This window comes from Sphingopyxis sp. (assembly GCF_035686825.1).
Taxonomy (GTDB): Bacteria; Pseudomonadota; Alphaproteobacteria; order Sphingomonadales; family Sphingomonadaceae; genus Sphingopyxis.
In genome coordinates, this window is sequence record NZ_DASRYZ010000002.1 from 116,811 (window position 1) to 140,577 (window position 23,767).

The 23,767-nt window shown below is 65.0% G+C and carries 22 protein-coding genes, 1 tRNA gene and 1 pseudogene; 15 read left to right on the forward strand and 9 right to left on the reverse strand.

Features of this window, described 5'->3' with window-relative positions; translation table 11 throughout:
* Positions 1–121: 121 nt before the first annotated feature.
* From VFG17_RS01740 to VFG17_RS01755, 5 genes and pseudogenes are all read left to right on the forward strand, one after another.
* Positions 122–628 carry an RNA polymerase sigma factor gene (locus VFG17_RS01740; RefSeq protein WP_325027759.1) on the forward strand — a complete coding sequence of 169 codons (507 nt, stop codon included), beginning with the start codon at positions 122–124 and terminating at the stop codon, positions 626–628.
* Positions 625–771: pseudogene (locus VFG17_RS21595) on the forward strand (FecR/PupR family sigma factor regulator); the annotation flags it as partial. The gene VFG17_RS01740 and the pseudogene VFG17_RS21595, both read left to right, overlap by 4 nt.
* A gap of 15 nt (positions 772–786) precedes the next feature.
* Positions 787–1,614 (forward strand): FecR family protein, encoded by an 828-nt coding sequence (locus tag VFG17_RS01745; protein ID WP_325027760.1) that lies wholly within the window; start codon positions 787–789, stop codon positions 1,612–1,614.
* Between the two features lie 98 nt (positions 1,615–1,712).
* Positions 1,713–4,244, forward strand: a complete 2,532-nt coding sequence (locus VFG17_RS01750; protein WP_325027761.1) for a TonB-dependent receptor — start codon at positions 1,713–1,715, stop codon at positions 4,242–4,244.
* An 11-nt stretch (positions 4,245–4,255) separates the two neighbouring features.
* Positions 4,256–6,439, forward strand: coding sequence for a prolyl oligopeptidase family serine peptidase (locus tag VFG17_RS01755; RefSeq protein ID WP_325027762.1), 2,184 nt, complete (start codon positions 4,256–4,258; stop codon positions 6,437–6,439).
* Here the strand turns inward: VFG17_RS01755 and VFG17_RS01760 are convergent.
* The 3 genes from VFG17_RS01760 to VFG17_RS01770 form a co-directional block, all read right to left on the reverse strand.
* Complete coding sequence (locus tag VFG17_RS01760) at positions 6,429–8,033, reverse strand: asparagine synthase C-terminal domain-containing protein (RefSeq protein ID WP_325027763.1); 1,605 nt, start codon at positions 8,031–8,033, stop codon at positions 6,429–6,431. The genes VFG17_RS01755 and VFG17_RS01760 overlap by 11 nt on opposite strands.
* 122 nt (positions 8,034–8,155) lie before the next feature.
* Entirely contained in the window at positions 8,156–8,797 is a 642-nt protein-coding gene (locus VFG17_RS01765; protein ID WP_325027764.1) for a lasso peptide biosynthesis B2 protein, read from the reverse strand.
* A 53-nt stretch (positions 8,798–8,850) separates the two neighbouring features.
* On the reverse strand, positions 8,851–8,994 hold the full coding sequence (locus tag VFG17_RS01770; protein ID WP_325027765.1) for a hypothetical protein: 144 nt from the start codon (positions 8,992–8,994) through the stop codon (positions 8,851–8,853).
* A 361-nt stretch (positions 8,995–9,355) separates the two neighbouring features.
* Here VFG17_RS01770 and VFG17_RS01775 point away from each other — a divergent pair, with 361 nt between their 5' ends.
* The gene (locus VFG17_RS01775; protein WP_325027766.1) at positions 9,356–9,898 is read left to right on the forward strand and encodes a phosphoribosyltransferase; all 543 of its coding nucleotides are present in this window, start codon (positions 9,356–9,358) and stop codon (positions 9,896–9,898) included.
* Here the strand turns inward: VFG17_RS01775 and VFG17_RS01780 are convergent.
* Positions 9,888–10,595, reverse strand: coding sequence for a DNA-processing protein DprA (locus VFG17_RS01780; RefSeq protein WP_325027767.1), 708 nt, complete (start codon positions 10,593–10,595; stop codon positions 9,888–9,890). The two genes, VFG17_RS01775 and VFG17_RS01780, sit on opposite strands and share 11 nt — an antisense overlap.
* A gap of 259 nt (positions 10,596–10,854) precedes the next feature.
* Positions 10,855–10,931: transfer RNA gene (locus VFG17_RS01785), tRNA-Arg, on the reverse strand.
* A gap of 393 nt (positions 10,932–11,324) precedes the next feature.
* Here VFG17_RS01785 and VFG17_RS01790 point away from each other — a divergent pair.
* Complete coding sequence (locus tag VFG17_RS01790; RefSeq protein ID WP_325027768.1) at positions 11,325–12,386, forward strand: YeiH family protein; 1,062 nt, start codon at positions 11,325–11,327, stop codon at positions 12,384–12,386.
* Positions 12,387–12,417: 31 nt separating this feature from the next.
* Here VFG17_RS01790 and VFG17_RS01795 read toward each other — a convergent pair whose 3' ends face one another.
* Positions 12,418–13,173 (reverse strand): zinc-ribbon domain-containing protein, encoded by a 756-nt coding sequence (locus VFG17_RS01795; RefSeq protein ID WP_325027769.1) that lies wholly within the window; start codon positions 13,171–13,173, stop codon positions 12,418–12,420.
* Positions 13,174–13,332: 159 nt separating this feature from the next.
* Here VFG17_RS01795 and ftsE point away from each other — a divergent pair, with 159 nt between their 5' ends.
* Genes ftsE through VFG17_RS01815 form a run of 4 tightly spaced genes read left to right on the forward strand, consistent with a single transcriptional unit; the run spans position 13,333 to position 16,234 of the window.
* On the forward strand, positions 13,333–14,064 hold the full coding sequence (gene ftsE, locus VFG17_RS01800; protein ID WP_325027770.1) for a cell division ATP-binding protein FtsE: 732 nt from the start codon (positions 13,333–13,335) through the stop codon (positions 14,062–14,064).
* A complete protein-coding gene (locus VFG17_RS01805) occupies positions 14,061–14,966 on the forward strand; it encodes a cell division protein (protein WP_325027771.1) in 906 nt (301 codons plus the stop codon). The genes ftsE and VFG17_RS01805 overlap by 4 nt, the downstream gene beginning before the upstream one ends.
* Entirely contained in the window at positions 14,963–15,493 is a 531-nt protein-coding gene (locus VFG17_RS01810) for a YdcF family protein (RefSeq protein ID WP_037557439.1), read from the forward strand. Before VFG17_RS01805 ends, VFG17_RS01810 begins: the two co-directional genes overlap by 4 nt.
* A 9-nt stretch (positions 15,494–15,502) precedes the next feature.
* Positions 15,503–16,234, forward strand: coding sequence for a 1-acyl-sn-glycerol-3-phosphate acyltransferase (locus tag VFG17_RS01815; protein ID WP_325027772.1), 732 nt, complete (start codon positions 15,503–15,505; stop codon positions 16,232–16,234).
* Here the strand turns inward: VFG17_RS01815 and VFG17_RS01820 are convergent.
* Both VFG17_RS01820 and hisC read right to left on the reverse strand, forming a co-directional pair.
* Positions 16,231–17,136 (reverse strand): prephenate/arogenate dehydrogenase family protein, encoded by a 906-nt coding sequence (locus VFG17_RS01820; RefSeq protein WP_325028287.1) that lies wholly within the window; start codon positions 17,134–17,136, stop codon positions 16,231–16,233. The genes VFG17_RS01815 and VFG17_RS01820 overlap by 4 nt on opposite strands.
* The gene (gene hisC, locus VFG17_RS01825; protein ID WP_325027773.1) at positions 17,133–18,248 is read right to left on the reverse strand and encodes a histidinol-phosphate transaminase; all 1,116 of its coding nucleotides are present in this window, start codon (positions 18,246–18,248) and stop codon (positions 17,133–17,135) included. The genes VFG17_RS01820 and hisC overlap by 4 nt, the downstream gene beginning before the upstream one ends.
* 78 nt (positions 18,249–18,326) lie before the next feature.
* On the opposite strand from hisC, the gene metX reads away from it, so the two are divergent.
* Genes metX through metW form a run of 3 tightly spaced genes read left to right on the forward strand, consistent with a single transcriptional unit; the run spans position 18,327 to position 20,466 of the window.
* On the forward strand, positions 18,327–19,451 hold the full coding sequence (gene metX, locus VFG17_RS01830; RefSeq protein ID WP_325027774.1) for a homoserine O-acetyltransferase MetX: 1,125 nt from the start codon (positions 18,327–18,329) through the stop codon (positions 19,449–19,451).
* On the forward strand, positions 19,448–19,885 hold the full coding sequence (locus VFG17_RS01835) for a GNAT family N-acetyltransferase (protein ID WP_325027775.1): 438 nt from the start codon (positions 19,448–19,450) through the stop codon (positions 19,883–19,885). Before metX ends, VFG17_RS01835 begins: the two co-directional genes overlap by 4 nt.
* Positions 19,882–20,466 carry a methionine biosynthesis protein MetW gene (metW, locus tag VFG17_RS01840; protein ID WP_325027776.1) on the forward strand — a complete coding sequence of 195 codons (585 nt, stop codon included), beginning with the start codon at positions 19,882–19,884 and terminating at the stop codon, positions 20,464–20,466. Before VFG17_RS01835 ends, metW begins: the two co-directional genes overlap by 4 nt.
* Before the next feature lies 1 nt (position 20,467).
* On the opposite strand, the gene VFG17_RS01845 is transcribed toward metW, so the two are convergent.
* Positions 20,468–21,112 carry a TetR/AcrR family transcriptional regulator gene (locus VFG17_RS01845; RefSeq protein ID WP_325027777.1) on the reverse strand — a complete coding sequence of 215 codons (645 nt, stop codon included), beginning with the start codon at positions 21,110–21,112 and terminating at the stop codon, positions 20,468–20,470.
* 262 nt (positions 21,113–21,374) lie between these two features.
* On the opposite strand from VFG17_RS01845, the gene VFG17_RS01850 reads away from it, so the two are divergent.
* Complete coding sequence (locus VFG17_RS01850; RefSeq protein ID WP_325028288.1) at positions 21,375–23,660, forward strand: TonB-dependent receptor; 2,286 nt, start codon at positions 21,375–21,377, stop codon at positions 23,658–23,660.
* Positions 23,661–23,767: the final 107 nt, after the last annotated feature.

Sequence of the window (23,767 nt, forward strand, 5' to 3'; positions counted from 1 at the left end):
GCCGTCCGGGACTGCCGCATTGTCTTCATGTACCTGCCGCGACCGTGCTCCGCCGCGTCATCCATTTTCTCCGTCGTCTGCTTGTCATGTGCATCCTGCCGACCGGCCCCCGTTCATCGAGATGCGGCCAGACGCGGAGCATGATCTTGAAGCGGCCTATCGCGCGCATCGCACATCGCTCTTTCATTTCCTGCGCCGCAACGCGGGCGCCGAGGAAGCCCCCGATCTTGTCCAGGAGGTCTTCGCACGCGCGGCGGGCAGCGCGCAACGCCGCCAACTCGTCAATCCGGGCGGATTTCTGCGCCGGATCGCCCAGAATCTCCTTATCGACCGCGCGCGGCGGCAAAAATCCTCGCGCGCAGTCTTCTATCCGCTCCGCGAAGAAGCTGAGGGCGCCATACCCGCGGCGCAGGAATGGAACCTGGAAGCCGCGGACCTGCTCCGACTCTACGAAGCCGCTGTTGACGCCATGCCGCCGAAGACGCGCCGCGTCTTCCTGATGCACCGGGTGGACGAGCTCTCATATCGCGAGATACATGAAGCGCTCGGCATCAGCATCGCGACGGTGGAATATCATATGATGAAAGCGCTTGGTCAGATCGCGAAGGCGGTGGACGGCGGTCGATGACCACGACATGCGGCGACGACTATTCGGTCGACGAGGTCGCCAGGGCTTGGCTGATCAAAATGCGCGGCGAAGATGCCGATGCGCTGCGCGGAGAATTCGAGGCTTGGCGGCTCGCATCGGCTGCCCATGACGAAGCGTACCGACGGGCGGAACAGCGCATGGCGGCGCTCGCGATCCTCAAGACGTCGGAGCGCCACGGAACGGCACATGCGCAGGAGCGGCTGGGCCGGATCCGCGGTTGGCTGCCTTGGGGCGCCGCCGCGACGGTGATCGCGCTGCTGATCATCGCGATCGGGGCGGGAGGTGCTCCGCTTCCCGGCCAGCCTGACAGCGCCTCGACGGCCATTGCCGCCGAACCGCTGGAAACGCGTCGCGGTGAGATTCATACGTTTCGGCTGGCCGATGGGTCGAGCGCCACGCTCGACACCGACAGCCGGTTGGACATTGCTGTCGGGCAGAGCGTACGAAGCGTTCGCCTGATCAAGGGACGGGTGCGCCTTTCGATCGCCCGGCAGGATCGTCCAATGCGGATCGAGACGGGATTGCGCACGGCAAGCGCAAATGATGCCATAATCGACCTCAGCCTCGACGAGTCCGGACGGGTTGTCGCATCCTTGCGGCGCGGGAGCGCCGAGGTATTGGCGGACGCGAACGGCGGGGATTTGACCACGCTTCGATCAGGTAGCACGCTGGCCTATCAGGCCGATGGCACGACGGAGCCCGGCCCTGCGCCGACACCGGGCATTCCGGCGAGCTGGCCCGAAGGCTGGGCCGAATATCGTTCGATACGGCTCGACCGCCTTGTGGCCGAGGCCAATCGCTATGCCGTGCTGCCGATAACCATCGACGACAGCATGATTGCCGCGCGCGAGGTGTCGGGACGCTTCCAGATCAGCGAGACCGAGCAATTCGCAGAACGGATCGCGAGCCTGTTTGGTTTGCGCGTCGAGCGGAAGCCCGACGCGATTATCCTCAGCCGCCAATAATTTTTTCATCCTCCGGCTAAGGTCGCGGGGCTCCTCCCGTCAACTCACCCCCACTGGCGGCCTGCCTGATGCACGGCCGAGAACCTGGGGGAGTGATGATGTTGAAAAAATCCCGTTCGCTGGCCGTGCTGCTGGTGGGTGCCGCAGCCTGTTTTTCTCCGGCGGCCGCGATGACCGCGCAGCAACAGCGCCAGTCGTATGACTTGCCGGCACAGGATCTGGGAGAGGCGTTGCGCCGCGCCGCCGAACTCGCCGGTATCGAGCTTTATGCCGCCTCACGCGACTTGGAAGGAAAAACTGCGCCCGCCCTCAAGGGCGAGTTGACGCCGCGCGAAGCCATCGAGGCGCTTCTCGAAGGTAGCGGGCTCATAGCCAGGTTCGACAGCCGGTCGGTTATCATTCTGACCGACGCTTCGGCCGAAGCCACATCCCCGGGCGAGCCGGAAGCCATCATTGTCACCGGCTCGCGCATCGCCGGCGCGCCGGCGGCGGCGCCAGTCATCGAAGTAACGGCCGAGGATATTCGCAACGCCGGACACGCCGACCTTGGCGAGGTGGCGCGCAGCCTGCCCCAGAATTTCGGGGGCGGGCAGAATCCCGGAATCGGATCGGCGCAAGGGGTCCAGAACCAGAATGTCAATGTCAACGGGGCGTCGACCTTCAACCTTCGGGGCATCGGTCCCAATGCGACGCTCACACTGCTGAACGGGAACCGCTTTGCCTACAGCGGGACGCAAAGCGTGATCGACATCAGCGCGATTCCGACGGCCGCGGTCGAACGGATCGAAGTCGTCACCGATGGCGCATCCGCAATCTATGGCGCCGATGCGGTTGCGGGCGTGGTCAATATCCTGCTGCGGAGGGATTATGAGGGTCTGACCACGAGCGCTAGGATCGGCGGCTCGACCGACGGCGGAAACTTCCAGCAACAATATAATGTCGTAGGCGGAGCCAAATGGTCGGGCGGAGGCTTCCTTGCCACCTATGACTATTTCGAGAACAGCGCGATACTGGCGCGCGACCGCAGCTATGCGGCGTCGAGCAACCCGCTCTCGACTTTCTATCCCGACCTCAAGCGCCACAGTATGCTGCTGAGCGGCCATCAGCAACTCGCACCCGGTCTCCGCGCGAAGGCCGACCTGATCTACAAGCGCGGCGACATGACCTCGGTGCTCGGCCTGTTCGTCGACCGGCCGATCATGACGCGCGGGATCGTGGTCCACAATGAATTCGAAACTCTGGGCTTCGCGCCGACCCTCGAGGCTGACCTCGGCGCCGACTGGAGCGCGCGTATCTCCGGCTTTTACGGCACGGACAGGACCAATGGTATCACACAGAATTTCACCAACGACATTGCCCGGACTTCGGTTCGGATCTTCAACAACCGCAGTCTGAGCGTCGAGGCGGGCGTCGAAGGCCCCCTCTTCGCCCTTCCGGCAGGAGACGTCCGGCTCGCAGCCGGAGGCGGCTGGCGCAGCAATCGCCTCAACGCCTTGATTGCCGGCCGCGCGTTCGCGCCGACGCGCGAAAATCGTTATGCCTATGGCGAACTCTTCGTGCCGCTAGCCAGCCCGGAGCAGCAGCTGTCCTTTGCGCACCGCGCCTCGATCACGGCGGCGATGCGCTTTGAGGATTATTCGGAATCGGGCAGCATCGTCGTCCCCAAGCTCGGTTTCGTCTATGCACCCGCGCCCGAGTTCAGCCTGGGCATTTCGTGGGGCAAGTCGTTCAAGATGCCGACGCTGAACCAGCAATATAGCGGATACACGCCGGTCCTCCTCCCCGTCACCGGCTATGGCTCGATGTTTCCGGCAGGGTCGACTTATATCTATCTCGGCGGCCCGAACCCTGACGTGGGCCCCGAGCGGTCCGAAAATATCATGCTGAGCGCGACCTTCCGGCCTTCGAGCCGGTTGCAGATCGTGACGAGCCTCTTTCGCATCGATTATCGCGACCGGGTAGCACCACCATTCGGGTCGCCGCTGGGCATTCTCACCAATCCGCTGTTCGCCGATCTTGTCACATTCAATCCCTCGCCCGCTCTACTGGCCGCTGCGATCGCGGGCGCCTCGGATCCGCTCGGCAATGCCACTTCGGGACCCTATGACCCCGCCAACGTCATTGCGCTGATCGACGGGCGTGACCGGAACATCGCGTCACAGCGCTATGAAGGGGCGGATTTGTCGCTGCGCTATCGCGCCCCGCTCGGCACGCAGACGCTCACACTGACCGCGAGCGGCACCTGGCTGGACAGCCGGCAGCAATTGCTTCCGGGCCTTCCGGTCACCGATCTTTCCGGCACCCTGTTCAATTCTCCGCATTTTCGCGCGCGGGGCGGTGCGACGTTCGGCGAAGAGAGTTTCACGCTCGCATCCTTTGTGAACTTTACGGGCGGCATCACCGACCGGCGCCGTCCGGTACCGGTGAAAATTGCGTCGGTCACGACACTCGACCTGTCGGCCCGGGTGCGGATCGGCTCATTGGGCGAAATCAGCGTCAACGCGCTGAATATCTTCAACGCAAAACCCGAGAGAATTGCGGTGGCGTCGCCGAGCGACACGCCCTTTGATTCGACAAATTATTCGGCGGTCGGACGTTTCCTCGGCGTCACGATCCGCCGCGACTGGTGAGGAGAATCTCGATGCCGAGTCCCCTCCGAACCGGCCTCCCGGTCGCGGCGCTCCTTGCCGCCGCGGCGCTCTCCCCTGCCTCCCTGGCAGGGGAGAGCAAGGGCAGATCCTGGACCCTTGAAGACATTCTCCTCGTCCCCGAAGTCACCGATATCGCGCTATCGCGCGACAAGCGGTTCGCCATCTATTCGGTGGAGGCGGCCGACCCATCAGCGGGAAAACCGCGTCTCACGCTGCGCCTCCTCGATCTTGCGGCGCGAGCGCAGCGAACATTGCGGACCGCGGACATGGTGAAATCGCTGCGACCGATCCCTGGAACCGACGACTGGAGCGGCTTGATGGATTTGGGCGAGGGACTGCAACTCTATCGGATCGCGTCATCGGGGGCCGTCGAGCCGCTGCTCGTCAACGCCGACACCGTGCCGGTGGGCCGTGCTGACATGTCCTTGGCGGTCGGCGGAGGAACGGTACCGCACCGGATTGGCGTACTCGCCTATGACTGGGCGCCGGACGGCCGATGGCTCTGGTACGCGCTGTTGAAGCCGGTACCGAACCCGCGCCGAATCCGCTTCGACGACGAGGTTCGTCCGCTACAGGCGCGACGACGATCCTCGATCGAAGCCGAGATCGAATATTATCTGCGCCGCCCGGATGGCGAGAGCGTCAAGGTGATGACGCGGCCATCGAGCGACCGCATGGCGCTGCACGCCGCAGGCAATATCCTGTGGCGCGGAGACGAAATTCAGTTTCGCATCGAGACGCCGGGTTCGAGTGCCGGCGGGACCTATGAGGTACGCGCCTGGAACCGGGTTACAGGAGCCATGCGCACGCTCGCCGACGAACATGATCTTCAGACGCTCTGGATCCTCAGAGGTCCGCGCGGCGGCACCCTTGGCACCACTGGCACCGGCGACAGGCTCGAACTTGCAGAAAGCTTCGCAGACGGCAGGAAGCATAATTACGGTCGCTTCGGTTTCACGATCGGCGATCTTCGTTCGGCGGGCATTTCGGTCAACGCCGAGTTGCAGCGTGCGGTACTCGGAACGCGCAGTCTCGGCAATCCACGCTATGGGCTCGCGGTCGTCGACAAGCGGGGCGTGCGCGAAATCCGCAACGACGCGAGCCTCACGCGTTGCGGCTTCGACGCGGCGCTGACGGTCGGGGTTTGCGTGGCGGAAGGCATGTCTCGTCCGCCTTCACTTGTACAAGTCGATATTGCGAAGGGATCGGTAACCCCGCTCGTGTCGGTTTCGCCGCGCCACGACGAGATCGCACCTCTGGTTGCGCGGCCGCACATCTGGCGCAATCGGGACGGGTACCGGATGGCCGGCTATGTCGTCCTGCCGCGGGGCTATCGCGCAGGAACGCGCTATCCTGCGATTGTTGTAACGCATGGCGGGGACGCTGATGATCGCTTTTCCGAGATCGGCAACCAGTGGAACTATCCGGTGCAGTTATTTGCGGAGCGGGGCTATGTGGTTCTTCTCCTGAACGACCCGTGGCCGCAGCAGTCCGACGAACTCATGGCCGCCTACAACGCCTGGATCCGCGGCAGCGGGCCGCCCGGGCCGGACACGCTGCAACGTCTCATATGGATCAACGGGGTCCGCAGTTTCGAAGATGCGGTGCTCGATCTGGCTCGTGAAGGTCTTGTCGATCCGGACCGGGTCGGGATTGCGGGCTACAGCCGCGGTTCCCAGCTGGTAAATGTCGCGGTGACGCAGTCGAATGTCTTCCGGGCAGCATCAAGCGGCGACGGAGGTTTCCTCGAGCCCGCCGGTTACCTCTATTCGGCTGCGAGCTACGACCCTGTCTATGGCGGAGGGCCGCTCAGCGAGCATATCGAAGCCTACCGGAAGTTCGCTCCATCGCTCAACGCCGCAAGGATCTGCACGCCGGTGTTGCAGCAGGTCGCATCCGCCTCGCCGCCGCAGATCGAGTTTTACGATGCACTGCGCGCCGTGAAGGTGCCGACACAGATAAGCTATTATCCCGGCGCAAGCGCGGCGTCGGACGAAACGCATATCTTCCATATACCGTCCAACCGGCTTCTCGCCATGCGCGAGAACATCGCCTGGTTCGACTTCTGGCTGCGCGGGATACGCGATGACGATGCCCCCTTTCCCGGGCGTTTGGCGCAATGGGAGCAAATGGCCACTCGCGCGCAGCCATGTCCATCGCCGGTCAGGCCCTAGGCCCACTCCACCAGTCCACCCAGTTCTCCGCCGCGGCGAGGTCGAGGATGCGCTGGATTCTCTCGGTCCCGCGCCAGGTCGGATCTTCGGCTTCGTCGAGAAAGGCGAGGTCGAGCATGCCGGCCTCAGCCAGACGGCCGTGGCGAAGTCGGTCGACAAGCGCCGCGCGGTGGCGCTGGTAGATGGCAAGATCGAACCCGCCGGGACCGCCCTTCTGTGTCCGCCGCAGGATGAGCGGGGGAAGGATGCCCTCGAAGGCCAATCGAGCCACCGCACGATTCAGGCCATCGGCGACCCAAATCCAGGTCGGTATCGAGAGGCAAAGTTCCACGATCGGCTGGGACTGCAACGGCGCAATGTGCGGGGGCGACGCTGCGCGGGGATAGAGTTCGATACCCTTCTGGCTGCGCATCAAATAGGCGACGTGAACGGTTTTTCCGGGCAGCGCATCCTTCGGAAACACGAACCACGGATGCGTCGACCCCTCGGCCTCGAGTTCTTCCAGAATATTGGGCGCTATTCCCGAGCCATTGTAGCGCGCACGATGGGAACCGCCGTTTCGCCGGTAACGGTCCCACGCATAGCGGAGGACAGTCATCCGATCGGCACCCGTCACCATGCATATATCGCGCAGCGTATCGGCAAGGCGAAGATGAGGCCCTTCGGCCAGGTAGCGATCCAGAAACGGCACGGCGCTGCGGGTGCTGCAGAATATCCCGTCACCGCCATTTCCTGAAAAATGGGCATCGATCGCCAGCCCCTGCGCGAGGCGACCGTGAATCGCTTCATTGGTCAGTTTTCCGATCGACGCGACCGGCCATGGATGATGCGGCGATGGCGCACGCGTCACGTCAATATCGTCGATCTGCCGCGGCATCTCATGCAAATCGACGCCAAGCGCGTCGGTCAGCGCGCGGGCATATCGACGCTCATCGCCATCGGCGTCGGGGCCAAAGAGCGTGAGGCAGTTAAGCCGGCTCGCTGTCGGCGCTGCTGCCGCGGCGACGATCGATGAGTCGAGACCGCCCGAGACACCGAGCAGAATCGACGGAAAGCATCCGGCCCAGGCGCCGACGCAGTCAGTGATTGTGTCGCGGAGTCCGGCCGCAGCCTCGGAGGCCGCCATGCTTCTTGGGGGCGCGACATGGTGCCAGGGCGTCCACCAGGCTTCGGTCCGGATGTCGCTGCCATCGACCACAAGGCACTCACCAGCGATCAGTTCGTCGATGCCTTCTATGCATGTGCGCCGGCCTCGAGCGTCGCCGCTCGCCAGAAGCCGGGCAACCTCCCGAAAATCCACCCTGCCCGGGCCGGGGTGCGCCAGGTCGGTGATGTCGCCAGCGAGCGTTACACCCATGTCACTGGTCCGGACGTAGCAAGGCAGGATGCCGGAAGGGTCGCGCAAGACCTTGATCCGGCCATCGGCGCGTGCGTGAACCAGTACATAGCCGCCCCAATAGTCGGCCAACAGCATGCGACCGCGATCGGCCAAAAGCTTCTCGCTCCCGATCTCCTGCAGGTTCGTGATGCGCCGACTGGGAGATCCACGCTTGAAGAGATGGCCGACAACGACCGTATGCGCGTCGATGGGCACGAACGGTTCGTCCGCCCAGACTCCCAAACTCCCCTCGGCAATGAGCAGCGGCCTCTCAGGCCCGCGACAGGCGGCAGTAGAACCTCGTCGCCGTGCGATGTGGATATGGAAGCCGCCCGCCATCAGATCGCAAAGATCGGCTGATAATGGAGTACGATATCGAGAGGGTCGGTCAGCACCGTATCACCGACCTGAATCCAGCAATGAGCCGCGAAGGGTATAGTGACGCCAAAGACAAGGATCGACGGGCAACCACGCGTCAACAGAAGGCGCTTCATCGCAATGCCGCGGGCGAGGCATTCATCGGTGGCAGGCAGATAGCGAGCCGCGCGCAGAGAGGCTGCGGCAAGGTCCGTGCAAATATCCGCCTCAGCCGAGGCTGCGTCCGGGCATTCTGGCTGTAATCCGGCAATGACATACGCGAGCTCGTGCCGACGCAGGTCGCGTTTCGCTAAGAGCTGCGCTTTCAAAACGGCAATCGTCGCGCGAACGGTACCTTGCGGAAGCGGTCCGTCGACGAGGCTCCGAGTCGGGGGCGGGGCTTGGCGGTCCTCGCAGCTCAGCTGGCGGTTTGCCGGCAATATCAAGCCTTCTCTTTGCAGCGCCTCGATATCTTGTGCTGCGGCTTTCCCAGCTGCGAAGCGCGCGAAACACTGCGCCCGGCTGCCGCTCAACATGAAATAGCGATCGCGGGGCAGGTCGAAGAACAGAGTTATGTTTCCGAAAGGGCGGAAATAGAGGCCGGGGCGCAGCATATAGATCATGGATGGAGCCGAAGCGGTCGGCGTACCGCCGAGTGACGGCACGCCGCTCGCAGTCAGTCGTCGGCCGTGATGCCGCCCGAGAAGAGGAAATGATCGCCCGTGGCTTCATCGCGCGGGCCAACCGGCTCGATTCCGCGGGTTTCGGCGCTGATCGCGCCGAGTTCGATCAGTTCTTCACTGGTATGCAGTTTCTTCATGGCAATTTCCTTTCCAAACAAGCGACCGGATGAGTCGCAATCAGAAAGTTATGCCTGACGAGAAGGGGCTACCATTTAATAATCCAATTATTATTCCTCGTCCTTTACTCAAAAAAATGTGACCGAGCGAAGGAAACGTGCGTCGAGAGCCCGTACCGCCACCTTTAGCATACGCCTGGACATACGTGACGGATCCCGGTCACCCGCCCGAGATAAATGCGGGCGATCGCACAGTCTTGGCGTGGGTACCCGATTTCGCAACGACAACTGGGACCGAATATGGATGTATTTCTTTATCCGACGCTACCGCTTGGCGCCGTCATCGCTTTCCGAATGGCGGCAAATCGACTAGTTTTCCCCGATGGAAATCCGTCATGAGCATCTGGAGGGCGAAGACATCGCCCTGTTCGGGAACTATCGGCCCTGGTGGTATCACAAGGAGCAAGGCGGCGACGGATCAAACTACCCGCTGCACAGTAGTCGCATACTCGATCTCAAGGATGGCGACGCCCGAGGCATCGATTATTTTTGCGAATATATCGCGCCCCGGATGAAGCGCTATCCGATGGTGGCGGCAGTTCCATCCCATGACCCGGACAAATCGTCGTCGGGGATTCGTATGCTCGCCGCCAAATTGGAGGCGGCCGGAGATTGCAAGAATGTGAGCGGGCTGCTTGTCCGGCACACTAAAATTCAAAAGCTCGCCGCGGGCGGCAATCGAAGCATCGACGTGCACCTCGAGTCCATCAGGATCGACGACGGCCAGCCGATCAAGGGTCAGCGGATATTACTGATCGATGATGTGCTGACGACCGGCTATTCCCTGCTTGCCTGTCGGAAGCTGCTGCTCGCCGCCGGGGCCGATTTCGTCAAATGCGCGGCGCTCGGCCGTACTACTTATTGAGACGGTCGAGCACGTCCTCGATCCGCTCGAGTACGACGCATTTCTCGTACGGCAAAAAGCGCTCCGGCCAGGTCAGACGCGGATTCTCCACGACTGATTTTGCAATAAACAGCCAACGACCGAGACGCTGACATTCCGCGCTCTGGTGCAGGGTCCCCGAGCTGTCAGATGCTTCGATGACGACCGTCGCATCCGATACCGCCGCCATCAAGCGGTTTCGTTCCGGGAAATTGGATTTGAACGTTCGGGCCCCCGCGGGAAATTGGGATATCAGTAAATGGTCCCGGTATATCTGTTCCTGGAGTGCCGCATTTATCGCGGGATAGGCCTTGTTGATCGGTGTCCCGATTACCGCAGCCACGCGCCCGCCGGATCCGATCGCGGCAGTGAGCGCTTCCGTATCGACACCTTCCGCAAGACCCGAAACGACCGCAACGCCGGCAGCCGTGAGCCCTCGTGCGAGCTTCCTCGCACGAGCAGCGCCTTCGGGCGACACCTTCCGCGTCCCGACGATCGCGACTGCAGGCGCGGTCAGGAAGTCGAGATTGCCGGAGTAGAAAATATCCTTCGATCGGTCAGGTTCGGCGCTGCCAAACATGAGATCGAGCTGCTTAGTTTCAAACGGCGCACCACCGCGGCTCGCAAGTATATCTGCAAGATTTGCGCGTTTAACGTCTTCGGGCGGCTTGTAGGACACCGACATCTCGCCTTGGGTGTGCCTCGTCGAACCCCGATCCGAACGCTGATGCAAGAGCGGCACGTTCATAATCTGCCAAAACTACAAGATTCAGTCATTAGATTCAAGCGCTTAGGAGGAGAACAAAATGACTCGAAATCAGCAGTTTAGCCAAGTTCTCCCCTGAGCGGCGCCATTGTCGAGCAAACCGGCGAAGGCGCCGGAAGATGATCGGCAGCGACCGAGGCTCATCGCCGAACAGGATCAGAATGATGATTGATGGCGCACCCGACAGGATTCGAACCTGTGACCTTCGCCTTCGGAGGGCGACACTCTATCCAGCTGAGCTACGGGTGCTTCGGGGCGGTGCCTAGCCGGTTCGACGGGCATCGGTCAACGGATTCGATGCGTAATGGCTCGACCAGCCCGACGGCGATCGCCTACTCCAGCAAAACCCTTCGTACGCTATGATACTACGCAGTATGCTTACGTCATGCTTACGCGAAATAACCAAACCTATTTGGTACGCAAATTAAGCCAGAAAAATCGTTTAATATCAAAGAGATATACAGAAATTTACCGGAAAATTAGCGCTTGACCTCTGCCTTCGGAGGGCAGCGCTCTATCCAGCTGAGCTACGGGTGCTGATAGAGCGCGGCCTCTAGCAAGCCCTTGGCCCGCCAGCAATGGCCTATCGACCGGGACGCGCGGATATGCGAAGCGGACCCCGCGAAGAGAGCGGGAACGTTGGTGAAACTATCCGAACAGGGCTGGCCGATGGCCGCCGACCTATACGGCGAGATGCAGCTCGAGGCGAACCCGCCCGCGCGGCATCGCTGGCGCGACTATCTTCCGGGCATTCTCGTCACCACCATCGCCGCGCTCGCCGCCGCGTGGCTCGCCGACCATTATGCCGCGCCGATCGTGCTGATGGGGTTGCTCATCGGCCTTGCCCTGTCCTTCCTGTCGCAGGACAAGCGCACCCACGCCGGGCTCGACCTGATGTCGCAGACCGCGCTCCGCATCGGCATCGTCCTCGTCGGCGCACGGATCACGGCCGAACAGCTCGCCGAGCTGGGACCGCTGCCCTTCGCGCTGCTCGTACTCATCATGCTCGCGGTGATCGTGGTGACCGTCGCCGCCGCGCCGCTGTTCCGGCAGGACAAGCAGGCCGCCTTGCTCGCGGGCGGCGCGACCGCGATCTGCGGCGCTTCGGCGGCGCTCGCGCTTTATTCGCTGATCGGCGACAAGCGTATTGATCAGGCGCGCTTCACCCTCACCCTTGTGGGCATCACCGTCGCGAGCGCGCTGGCGATGACGCTCTATCCGGTGCTCGCGGCGCAGCTCGGCCTTACCGACGCGCAGGCGGGATTCCTGATCGGCGCGTCGGTCCACGACGTCGCGCAGGCGATCGGCGGCGGCTTTTCCTTCTCGCAGCCGGCGGGCGAGGTCGCAACGATCGTCAAACTGACGCGCGTCGCGCTGCTCGCCCCGATGCTGATGCTCGTCGCGCTCTGGCTCGGCCACAGTGGCGGAACGGGCGCCAAGACGCGTATTCCGCTCCGCCTGCCGTGGTTCATCATCGGCTTTCTCGGCCTCGCGGCGATCAATTCGCTCGTCGCGATTCCGCGCCCCGCGCAGGACGCCGCCGCGACCGCCGCGCAGGCGCTGCTCCTCCTCGCGATCGTCGCCACCGCGATGAAGGCGCGGCTGCACCTGCTGCTCGATCAGGGGTGGCGCAGCTTCGCGCCGATCATCGTCGCGACGCTGACCGGCTTCCTGCTGTCCCTTGCGGCCGCGCTGCTGCTATGACGGCGTGACGTCATAGCAAATCGTTGAAATATCAGCCCTTCGGTAGCGCCCAGCTCACCGTCAGCTGCGTCGCGCGGCGCGGGATGTCGAGCTTCGCCTCGCTGAAATTGACCTTCTCGTTGGGCGGCAGCATCCGCACCGGCGGCTTGATCGTCCAGCTGTAGACGATCGTACCCTGCGCATCGCGCAGCTCGGCGAGGATCGGCGGCACGCGCTGTTCGCGGTCGGTCGGGTTGATGATCACCCCCGACGCCGCGAAATAGATTGTCCCGTCGGCGAGTTCGCGATGATCCTGGTTCGGCGGCAGCTCGATCACCAGGTCGGGTTCGTCGACACCGCCCGGCAGGCCGAGCCCCTGCGCCCAGCCCGGCAAGCCGAAATAGGCGAGCCCCGCGGTCGCGGCGATCATCAGCACGGCAGCGGTCGCGGCGATCGCCGTCCAGCGTTTCGCGGGATTGCGCCGCGGGCGGCGGAACGGTAGCGGCGCGTCGGCAGCGGCAGGTGCGACGCGCGGCGCGGGCTCCGCGGCGGCGGCAAAGGCCGGCGGCGCCGGTGCGGGAGCGGGCGAAGTTTCTGCCGCCTCCGAATAGGCGGCCGCGGCGGGTTCGGCCGCCGGCGCCGGCGGCGCGGCCGGAGCAGGCGTTTCGACCGCCGGAGCGGAGGCGGCCGCGGGTTCCTGGAACCAGCTGTGTCGGCAATTGGCGCAGCGCACCGTGCGCCCCGTCGGTCCGATCGCCGTATCGGGAACGACATAGCGGGTATGGCAGGACGGGCAGGCAAGGATCATGGGGTCCCTCTAAACACGCTGATTCGCGGCGTTGCAAGCGCCGCGTTCCACTCGCACCTTGTCCTTGGTGGATAGCCGTGCGACAGGCAAGCGGATGAGCGGACCAGCGCCCCTGTTTCTTGACCCCGTAGAGGCGCATGATCGTGCGCGCGTGGCGTCATGACCGAGGTAGCGCCGGTGCGCCCCGGCGGCGCGATGGTCGAATTCGACGGCGTCGGGCTGCGCTATGGCCCCGATGCCGAAATCCTCTCCGACATCAGCTTCAATCTCCAGCCGGGCAGCTTCTATTTCCTCACCGGCGCGTCGGGTGCGGGCAAGACGTCGCTGCTCAAGATGCTCTATCTCGCGCAGCGGCCGAGCCGCGGGATCGTCCGCCTATTCGGCGAGGATCTGGTCGCGATGCCGCGCCACCGCCTGCCCGGCTTTCGCCGCCGCATCGGCGTCGTCTTCCAGGACTTCCGCCTGATCCCGCATTTGAGCGCGCGCGACAATATCGCGCTGCCGCTGCGCATCGCAGGGGTCAGCGAAGAGGATCTTTCGGGCCCGGTCGGCGAAATGCTGAGCTGGATCGGGCTCGGCGACCGCGCCGACGCGCGCCCCGCGACGCTGTCGGGCGGCGAACAGCAGCGCGTCGCGATCGCGCGTGCGGTGATCGCGCGCCCCCAATTGCTCATCGCCGACGAACCGACGGGGAACGTCGATCCCGAGATGGCGATGCGCCTCCTGGGCCTGTTCGAGGCGTTGAACCGCCTCGGCACCACCGTCGTCGTCGCGACGCATGACATCCACCTGATCAGCCGCATCGAAAATGCGCAGATGATGCGGCTCGAAAAGGGCCGCCTCGCCGACCCCACCGGCGCGCTGCGCTATCCACCGGCGAACCGGGCATGATCATCCCGCGCGTTCCCGTCCAGCATCGCCGCCTGCTTCCCGACCGCCGCCTGTCGGGCCCAACGCCGTGGGTGATCGCGATCCTGATGATGCTGACTTTGCTCGCCGCCGCCGCCGGCGTCGGGCTGGCCCGCTCGGCGAATGCGATCGGCGACGCGATCGCCGGGCGCGTCACCGTCCAGATCGTCACCGCCAACCCGGTGACGCGCGCCGAGCAGGCGGCCGCGCTCCGCCGCGCCGCCGCCGCGCAGCCCTTCGTGCGGTCGGCGCGTTCGGTCGAGCGCGAGGAGCTGCAGGCGACGCTCGGCCAGTGGTTCGGCAGCGCCGACGGCGACGACCCGGTGTTGAAGTCGCTCCCCCTGCCCGCCCTCGTCGACGTCGATTTCGTCGGTGAGGACCGCGGCCGCCATATGGAGGCGCTCCGCGCCCTCGTCGCGCGCGAGGCGCCGGGCGCGCGGATCATCCCGCACGCCGAATGGCTGGGCCCGGTCGCGCGGCTCATCCGTTCGCTCGCGTGGATCGCCGGCGCCATGGTGCTGCTGATGGCGGCGGCGAGCGCCGCGGTGGTGATCATGACCGCCCGCGCCGCGCTCGGCACCCATTATGCGACGATCGAGATGCTTCATATGATCGGCGCGACCGACCGCCAGATCACCCGGCTGTTCCAGCGCCGGATCGCGATCGACACCGCTTATGGGATCGCGCTCGGCAGCACCGTCGCCGCGGCGATTCTGCTGCTGATCGGCTGGCAATGGTCGGGGGTCACCGCGGGTCTCGCCGCGACCGCGTCGCTCGGTTCGGCGGGCTGGGCGCTCTTGCTGGCGCTGCCGCTATTGGCTATCGCGCTCGCTGCCCTCACCGCGCGGCAGACCCTGCTCGCGGCGCTCAAGAAGATTCTATGATCAAGCGCCTGATTTCCCTGTTGTTTCTGGCCTGGGTGCTTGGCTTCGCATGGTTTGCGCTGCTGTTGCCGCTGCCCGCCGACGCGCAAAAGACCGATGCGATCGTCGTGCTCACCGGCGGGCCCGGACGCATCGACCGCGCGCTCGAACGGCTCGAGGCGGGCGACGCCAAGCGCCTGCTCATCAGCGGCGTCGCGCGCGAGGTGAAGCCGCGCGAGCTTGCCGCCGAGTATAAGCGTCCGGTTTCGCTTTTCGACTGCTGCATCGCACTGGGGTTCGAGGCCGAGGATACGCGCTCGAACGCGACCGAGGTCGCGACCTGGGCGCAGCGGCGCAAGTACAAGAGCATCCGGCTGGTCACCACCGATTGGCACATGCGCCGCGCCGAATATGAAATCGGCCGCGCGGTCGGCGATACGGTGACGATCCTGCCCGACGCGGTGCGCAGCCAGCCCAGCTTTGCGACCCTGTTCCGCGAATATCATAAATATCTCGCGGGACTGGCGGGCGGCCTCCTCGGACTGTAAACGCCCTCCGTGCGCTACACCATCGCCCTGATCCGCTCGATCCTCTTCTGGCTGCTGTTCGTTCTGATGAGCAGCATCAGCTCAATCGGCGCGGTGATTTCACTGCCGGTCTCGCACAAGGCGACGATCTGGTTCGTGCGCATCTGGGCACAGTTCCACCGGCTGATCTGCCGTTTCGTACTGGGCCAGAAGATCATCGTCGAGGGCGAGATGCCCGACATTCCGGTGCTTTACGTCTTCAAGCATGAGGGCGCATTCGAGACGATCGAGCAGCCGGGCCTGTTCAAGCACCCAGCCGTCTTCGCCAAGGAACAGCTTTTCTCGATCCCCGTCTGGGGCCAGGCCGCGCGCTTCTATGGCCTGATCCCTGTCGACCGCGACGGCGGCGGCAAGGCGATGCGCGCGATGCTGAACGCCGCTAAGGCCGCGCTTGCCAAGGACCGTCCGCTCGTGCTGTTCGCCGAGGGGACGCGTATCCCGCACGGGCTGGCGCCACCACTGCGCTCTGGCTTTGCCGGCATCTATCGTCTGCTCGGCGTGCCCGTGATCCCGGTCGCGGTGAACAGCGGCATGGCCTATCCGCCGCGCCGCTGGGTCAAATGGCCGGGGACGATCACCTACAAGGTCGGCGAAACGATCCCCGCCGGCCTGCCGCGCGAAGAAGCCGAAGAACGCGTGTGGCGCGCGATCAATGCCCTGAACCCACCCGAAGCACTACTGGCAAGCAAAGCCTCGGCTTAATGTTTCCGCCCGAAATCGGGCGCCGCATCATCCTGCCCCTGTTCGATGATCGACCGCCGGATCGCGCGCGTGCGCGTGAACCAGTCCTCTAGCTTCGCGCCGTCGCCGCGGCGGATCGCCTGCTGGAGCGCGGTAAGATCCTCGTTGAAGCGCTGCAAGGTCGCGAGCACCGCATCCTTGTTGGCGAGAAACACGTCGCGCCACATCACCGGATCGCTCGCCGCGATGCGCGTGAAGTCGCGGAAACCGCCCGCCGAATATTTGATCACCTCGCTCTCGGTGACCTCTTCGAGTTCGCTCGCGGTGCCGACGATCGTATAGGCGATGAGGTGCGGCAAATGGCTCGTCACCGCGAGCACCATGTCGTGATGCGCGGCGTCCATGACGTCGACCTTCGCGCCGAGCGCCTGCCAGAAGCCCGTCACCGCCGCCACAGCCTCGTCGGGCGCCCCCGCGCCCGGGGTGACGATGCACCAGCGGCCGTCGAACAGGGTCGCGAAACCGGCGGCGGGACCGCTGTTCTCGGTCCCCGCGACGGGGTGCGCGGGAATGACGATATGGTCGGGCAGCGCCTTCGCCAGCGCGTCCGCCACGCCGGCCTTAGACGATCCGACGTCCGAAATGATCGCTCCCGCCTTCAGCCCCGGCGCGATCGCCGCCGCCGCGTCGGCCATGCGACCGACCGGAACCGCGAGGATGACAAGGTCGGCATCGGCCACAGCCGCGGCGGGATCGTCGGTAATCGTATCGCAAAGGCCCAGCGCGCGCGCGACCCCGCGCACATCGTCGCTGGCGTCATGGCCGGTCACCGCCACCTGCGGCAGCCGCTCGTCGATCGCACGCGCGATCGACGAGCCGATCAGGCCCAGCCCGATGACCGCGACCTTGCGGATCGCCATCAGCCGTTCAGCGCCGCGCGGATCGCCGCCGCCAGGCCGCGCGTCTCGTCCCCGGTGCCGATCGTCATGCGCAGCGCGTTCGGCAGTCCCTGCCCCGGCAGCCAGCGGACGATATAGCCCGCGTCCATCAACCGGTTGTAGACCGTCTCGGCGCTGACATCGCCCTCGAACAGCACGAGCAGGAAATTGCACGCCGACGGCACGACGCGCACGCCATGGTTGCCGAGGCTTTCGAGCTCGCCCGCCAGCCACGCGCGCCATGTCGCATTATGCTCGCGGCTGTGCGCGACGAATTCCTCGTCGCCGAGCGCCGCGACCGCCGCCGCCTGCCCCGCGCGCGTGACGTTGAACGGCAGGCGGATGCGGTGCAGCGCCGAAATCACCTCGGCGTCGGCATAGCCCCAGCCGATGCGTTCGGCGGCGAGCCCGTGAATCTTCGAAAAGGTGCGCGTGATGAAGACGTTCGGCTGCGTCTTCGCGAGTTCGAGCCCGCCGTCGTCCTCGGCCTCCGACAGATATTCGCTATAGGCCTGATCGATCACGAACAGGACATTCTTCGGCAGCCCGGCATAGAGCCGCTGGACCTCCTCGCGCGTCGCGAGCGTGCCGGTCGGATTGTTCGGATTGGCGAGATAGACGACGCGCGTCTTGTCGGTCACGGCGGCAAGCAATGCGTCGACGTCGGTCGCATAGTCGCGGTCGTCGGCCTCGACCGGCACCGCGCCGACGCGGCGCGCCGCGATCTCGTAGACCGCAAAGCCGTAGCGCACATAGAGAATCTCGTCGCCCACCCCGGCATAGGTGCCCGCCGCCAAGTGAAGCAGCTCGTCCGACCCGTTACCGCAGATGATCCGCGCGGGATCGAGCCCGAACTTCGCCGCGATGGTCTCGCGCAGCTCGACCGAACCCGGATCGGGATAGCGCGACAGCGCATCGGCTGCGCCCTGCGCGGCGGCGAAGGCCGCGCGCGCCTTTTCGCCGGTGCCGAGCGGATTTTCGTTCGCGCTCAATTTGATCAGCGGACGCCCGTCGGCGCCCGCCGACTTGCCGGGAACATAGGGAGCGATGCCGCTGATCCACGGCTTGGGCGTAAGGGTTTGGGTCGCGTCGGTCATGCCGCGCCGTTTAACGGCTATGCGTGGCGAGTCCAGCACGTTGACACGCTCCCCGCACCCGCTTAGCCCGCGCGAACGATGGCGAGCCTTCTCCACCAGATTCAGCATCAGGGCGTGACGATCAACGCACCGCTGCCGCTCGACAGCGGACAGGTGCTGCCGTCGGTGACGATCGCCTGGCAAAGCTATGGCGCGCTCAACGCCGACAGGTCGAACGCCGTGCTGATCTGCCACGCGCTCACCGGCGACCAATATGTCGCGAGCGACCATCCCGGAACGGGGAAACCCGGCTGGTGGGCGCGCATGGTCGGCCCGGGCAAGCCGATCGATACCGACCGCTTCCACGTCATCTGCGCCAATGTGCTCGGCAGCTGCATGGGGACGAGTGGCCCCGCGACCCCCGACGCGGCGACCGGCGCGCCGCTCGGCATGGCCTTTCCCGTCATCACGATCACCGACATGGTGCGCGCGCAGGCGATGCTGCTCGACCATCTCGGCATTTCGCGCCTCCACGCGGTCGTCGGCGGGTCGATGGGCGGGATGCAGACGCTCGCCTGGGCCGCGACCTATCCCGAGCGCCTCCAATCGGCATTGGTCATCGCGAGCGCGGCGCGCCATTCGGCGCAGAATATCGCGTTCCACGAGGTCGGGCGGCAGGCGATCATGGCCGACCCCGACTGGCAGGACGGCCAATATTATGGCAGCGCGCGCGCGCCCACCAAGGGGCTCGCGGTCGCGCGCATGGCGGCGCATATCACCTATCTGTCCGAGGAAGGGCTGACCGAAAAGTTCGGCCGCCGCCTGCAGGCACGCGACATCAAGAGTTTCGGCTTCGACGCCGATTTCCAGGTCGAATCCTATCTCAGGCATCAGGGGCTGGCCTTCACCGACCGCTTCGACGCCAACGCCTATCTCTATATCACGCGCGCGATGGACTATTTCGACCTCGCCGACCCGCACGACGGCCGCCTCGCGGGCGCCTTCGCGGGCGCCAGGGATGTGCGCTTCACGCTCGTCAGCTTCGACACCGACTGGCTCTATCCGACCTCCGAATCGCGCCGCGTCGTGCAGGCACTGCAAAGCGTCGGCGCGGCGGCGAGCTTCGTCGAGCTGTCGGCGCCCTTCGGCCACGACAGCTTCCTCCTCGACGTCCCCGCGCTCGACCGCCTCGTCGCGGGATCCTTGCGGGCGGGTCTGGCATGACCGACGCCTATCGCCTCTCCTTCGACCCTGCCGACATGCAGGTCGACGCGATCCACGCCTTTCTGGCGCAAAGCTATTGGGCCGAAAATATCGCGCGCGGCCTCGTCGAACGCGCGATTGAAGGGTCGCTCTGCGTCGGCGTCTTCGCGCCCGGCGGCGAGCAGGTCGGCTTTGCCCGCGTCGTCACCGACCGCGCGACCTTCGCTTACCTCGCCGACGTCTATGTGCTCGCGGCGCATCGCGGGCACGGCCTCGCCGCGCGCATGGTGACCACGCTCCACGATCATCCCGATCTGCAGGGTCTGCGGCGCTGGATGCTCGCGACCAGCGACGCCCACGGCCTTTACGCAAGTCTCGGCTGGACTGCCGTTGAGGACTCCACGCCGTTCATGCAGCGGCATTTTCCCGACGTCTACCGGCAGGCCGAGCAATGAAGCTTCGCCCCGACCTCGCGATCATCGCCGAAGCAGTGCCCTCGACGGCGCGCGTGCTCGACGTCGGCTGCGGCGACGGCGAACTGATGGCGGCGCTGCGCGCCAAGGGCGTCGACGCGCGCGGGCTCGAGATCGATCCCGACAATGTCACCGCGGCGATCGCGCGCGGCCAATCGGTGGTGCAGGGTGACGCCAACCGCGACCTTGCCGACTATCCCGACGACGCCTTCGATTATGCGATCCTGTCGCAGACGCTGCAGACCACCGAGCGCCCCGACCGAGTCGTCGACGAACTGCTGCGCATCGCGCCGCGCGCCTTCGTCAGCTTTCCCAATTTCGCCCACTGGCGCATCCGGCTCGCGCTGCTGTGGGGCGGGCGGATGCCGGTGACGCGGCTGCTCCCCGTCGCCTGGTACGAAACCCCGAACATCCACCATGTGACGGTCAGCGACTTCCGCGACCTCGTCCGCGACAAGGGCATCGGGGTCGAGCGCGTCTGGCACCTGTCGGGCGACAAGCCGGCAAGCGACGCCGCCGCGAGCTGGCGCGCCGAACATGCGATCTTCCTGATTTCGCGCTAGGTCAGTCGCGCTTCTTCAGCCCGTTCGCGAGCAGGTCGTTCGCAACGCGCGCGATCTCCGAAATGTCGCTGTCGGTATCCCAAAGCCCGTAACGCATCCCGAGGAATACGTTCATCCCGCCGATCGCCCACGCGTGAATCTCGCTGACGTCATCGCGGATTTCACCGCGCGCCGCGCCATTCTCTAGCCGCTGGCGCACGCGCGCGACGGTCGTTTCATAGTGGCTGCGATAGCTCGCATAATCGACGAATTCGGCCTCGTCGATGATGCGGTATATCTCCTTATGTTCGCGCACGAAGCCGAGATAGGATTCGAGCCCGATGCGCTCGGCGCTGATCTCGTCGGGCGCCGCCTGGACCAGCGGCGTCACATGGTCGCGCAATTGCTCGCTCATATAGCGGACGAGCGCCTGGAAGATTTCCTCTTTCGAATCGAAATAGGTGTAAAAGCTGCCGAGCGCGGTCCCGGCGCGGCGCGTGATCGCGCTGATCGACGCTTCGTGAAAGCCGCGCTCGCCGAATTCGATCGCCGCCGCGTCGAGCAGCTTGCGCAGCGTCCGCCGCCCGCGCTCGGTGCGCGGCGTCTTGTCGCGCGCATCGCCCTGAGCCTCTTCGTCCTGCCCCGTGTCGGTCTGCGGCTGATCCATGGCTGCCTTTCCGTCTCCCCCGTCGTCCGGCTCCGCCTGCATCGTGGCATTTCCGCACCACTGGCAAGCAAAAAACGACGAAACCAACTTCCAAGTTGAAACTTGGTTCATGTTTCATTATTGGAAGCGGCGCGGCTTGGCAAGCACCGGCCCAAGAAAAGCAAACCGGGCGGCGAGGGGTCGCCCATCACATGGGAGAGTTTTCATGCGTCCTTTCGCCCGCCCGCTGCGCCGTGCCGTGCTCGCCACCAGCGCGCTTTCGATGATCGCCTTCGCTCCGCCCGCCTTCGCGCAAGAAGCGGGCGCCACCGACGCCGGCGACAACGAGATCATCGTGACGGCACGCCGCCGCGACGAGCGGCTGATCGACGTCCCCGTCGCGATCACCGCCTATTCGGGCGAGGCGCTCGAAAAAGCGGGCGCGATCGACATCACCGACATCGGTCAGACGACGCCGAACACGACGCTCGAAGTGTCGCGCGGGTCGAATTCGACGCTCAGCGCCTTCATCCGCGGCGTCGGCCAGCAGGATCCGGTGTCGGGGTTCGAACAGGGCGTCGGCATCTATCTCGACGACGTCTATCTCAACCGCCCGCAGGCCGCGGTGCTCGACATCTACGACGTCGAGCGTATCGAAATTCTGCGCGGGCCGCAGGGCACGCTCTATGGCCGCAACACGATCGGCGGCGCGGTCAAATATGTCACCAAGCAGCTGCCGGAGGAATTTTCGCTCAAGATCAAGGGCACGCTCGGCACCTATGACCAGGCCGACCTCGTCGTCACCGCGAGCGCGCCGATCGGCGACCTGCTCCGCGTCGGCGGCTCGGTCGCGCGGCTGTCGCGCGGCGGCTTCGGTGACAATCTCACCACCGGCACCGAAAATTACAACAAGGACGTCTGGGCCGGCCGCGGCACCGTCGAGCTCGGCGGTTATGGCGCGCCGGTGCTGATCCGCATTTCGGGCGACTATTCGAAGGACAAGAGCGATCCGCGCGGCGGCCACCGCCTGATCCCCTCGCTCGCGACGGGCGCGCCGGTGCTCGACGATGTCTTCGACACACGCGGCGGCCTCAACGATCCAAAGCAGGACATCGAGGCCTATGGCCTCGCGATGAACGTCACCGCCGAACTCAGCGGCACACTGACGCTCCGCTCGATCAGCGCGTGGCGCAAGGACCGTTCGGCGACTCCGATCGATTTCGACGCGCTGCCCGCGGTCGACGTCGACGTTCCCGGCTTCTATTTCAACGAACAGATCAGCCAGGAATTCCAGCTGCTCTACGAAGGCGACCGGCTCAAGGGTCTGCTCGGCTTCTATTATCTCGACGCGACCGCCGACACTTTGTTCGACGTGCGCATCTTCAACACCTTCGCCGGGCTGACCGCCTTTACCGAGGCCGACGTCGACACCACGACCTTTGCCGTCTTCGGCGACGCGACCTTCGATTTCACCGACCGGCTCAGCCTGTCGGTGGGCGGCCGCTATACGTGGGACAAGCGCACCGCGTCGATCCTGCGCCAGAATTATCTCGGCGGCGGATCGCCGGTATTCGGCGGCGCCGGGGTGCCCTTCGGCGCCCCGGGCACCGATTTCGACGGCAGCCGGAGCTTCGAAAAATTCACCCCGCGCGCTTCGCTATCGTTCAAGCCGACCCCCGACCACACGCTCTATGCAAGCTATTCGCAAGGCTTCAAGGGCGGCGGCTTCGACCCGCGCGGTGTCGGGGTCAACGCGCCCGCCGCGACCCCCGGCGCGCCGACCGACGACGAGGTCGCCGCCTTCCTGAGCTTCCGTCCCGAACAGGTCGACAGCTATGAAATCGGCTATAAGGGCAGCCTGTTCGACGGCGCTCTGAATCTCGCGCTCGCGGGCTTCTACGCCGATTATACCGACGTCCAGATTCCCGGCTCGGTCGCCTGCACCGTGCAAGGCCTGCCGAGCTTCTGCGGCGTCGTATCGAACGCGGGCAAGGCGACCTTCAAGGGGATCGAGTTCGAAGGCCGCGCCCGGCTCGGCGAGGATCTGGCGGCGACGGGCGACCGGCTGACGCTGTCGACCGCGCTCGGTTATATCGACGCCGAATATAAGGAATATATCACCAACATCGGCGGCGTGCCCACCGATGTCGCCGATTTCCGCGAGGTGCAGAACACGCCGAAATGGACCGCGAGCGCCAACCTCGCCTATTCGGCTCCGATCGGCGACGGCGACATCAGTTTCGGGACGACGCTGTCGTACCGCAGCAAGACCTATCAGTTCGAAATCCCCAACCCCTATATCGACCAGAAGGGCTTCGCGCTGTGGGATGCCAGCATCGTCTACACCGCACCCGACGACCGCTGGAGCCTCGGGCTATTCGGAAAGAACCTGCTCGACAAGGAGTATAAGACCTCGGGCTATACCTTCATCGTCGTCGACCCGGTCACTGGCGTTCCCGCGCTCGGCGCCAACGGCCTCCCGGTCTCGGCGCTCGGCACAGAGGGCACGCTGACCGCTTTCTACGGCAACCCGCGCCAGATCTTCGTCACCGGCACGGTGAAGTTCTGATTTTCGGATAATAAGGGGGAGAAGGGGGCGTCCATCGCGGCGCCCCTTTTCTTTCGCGATCAGTCGGCGAAACGGCCGGATGTCTGCTTTGGGGTGGAGAGCTGACG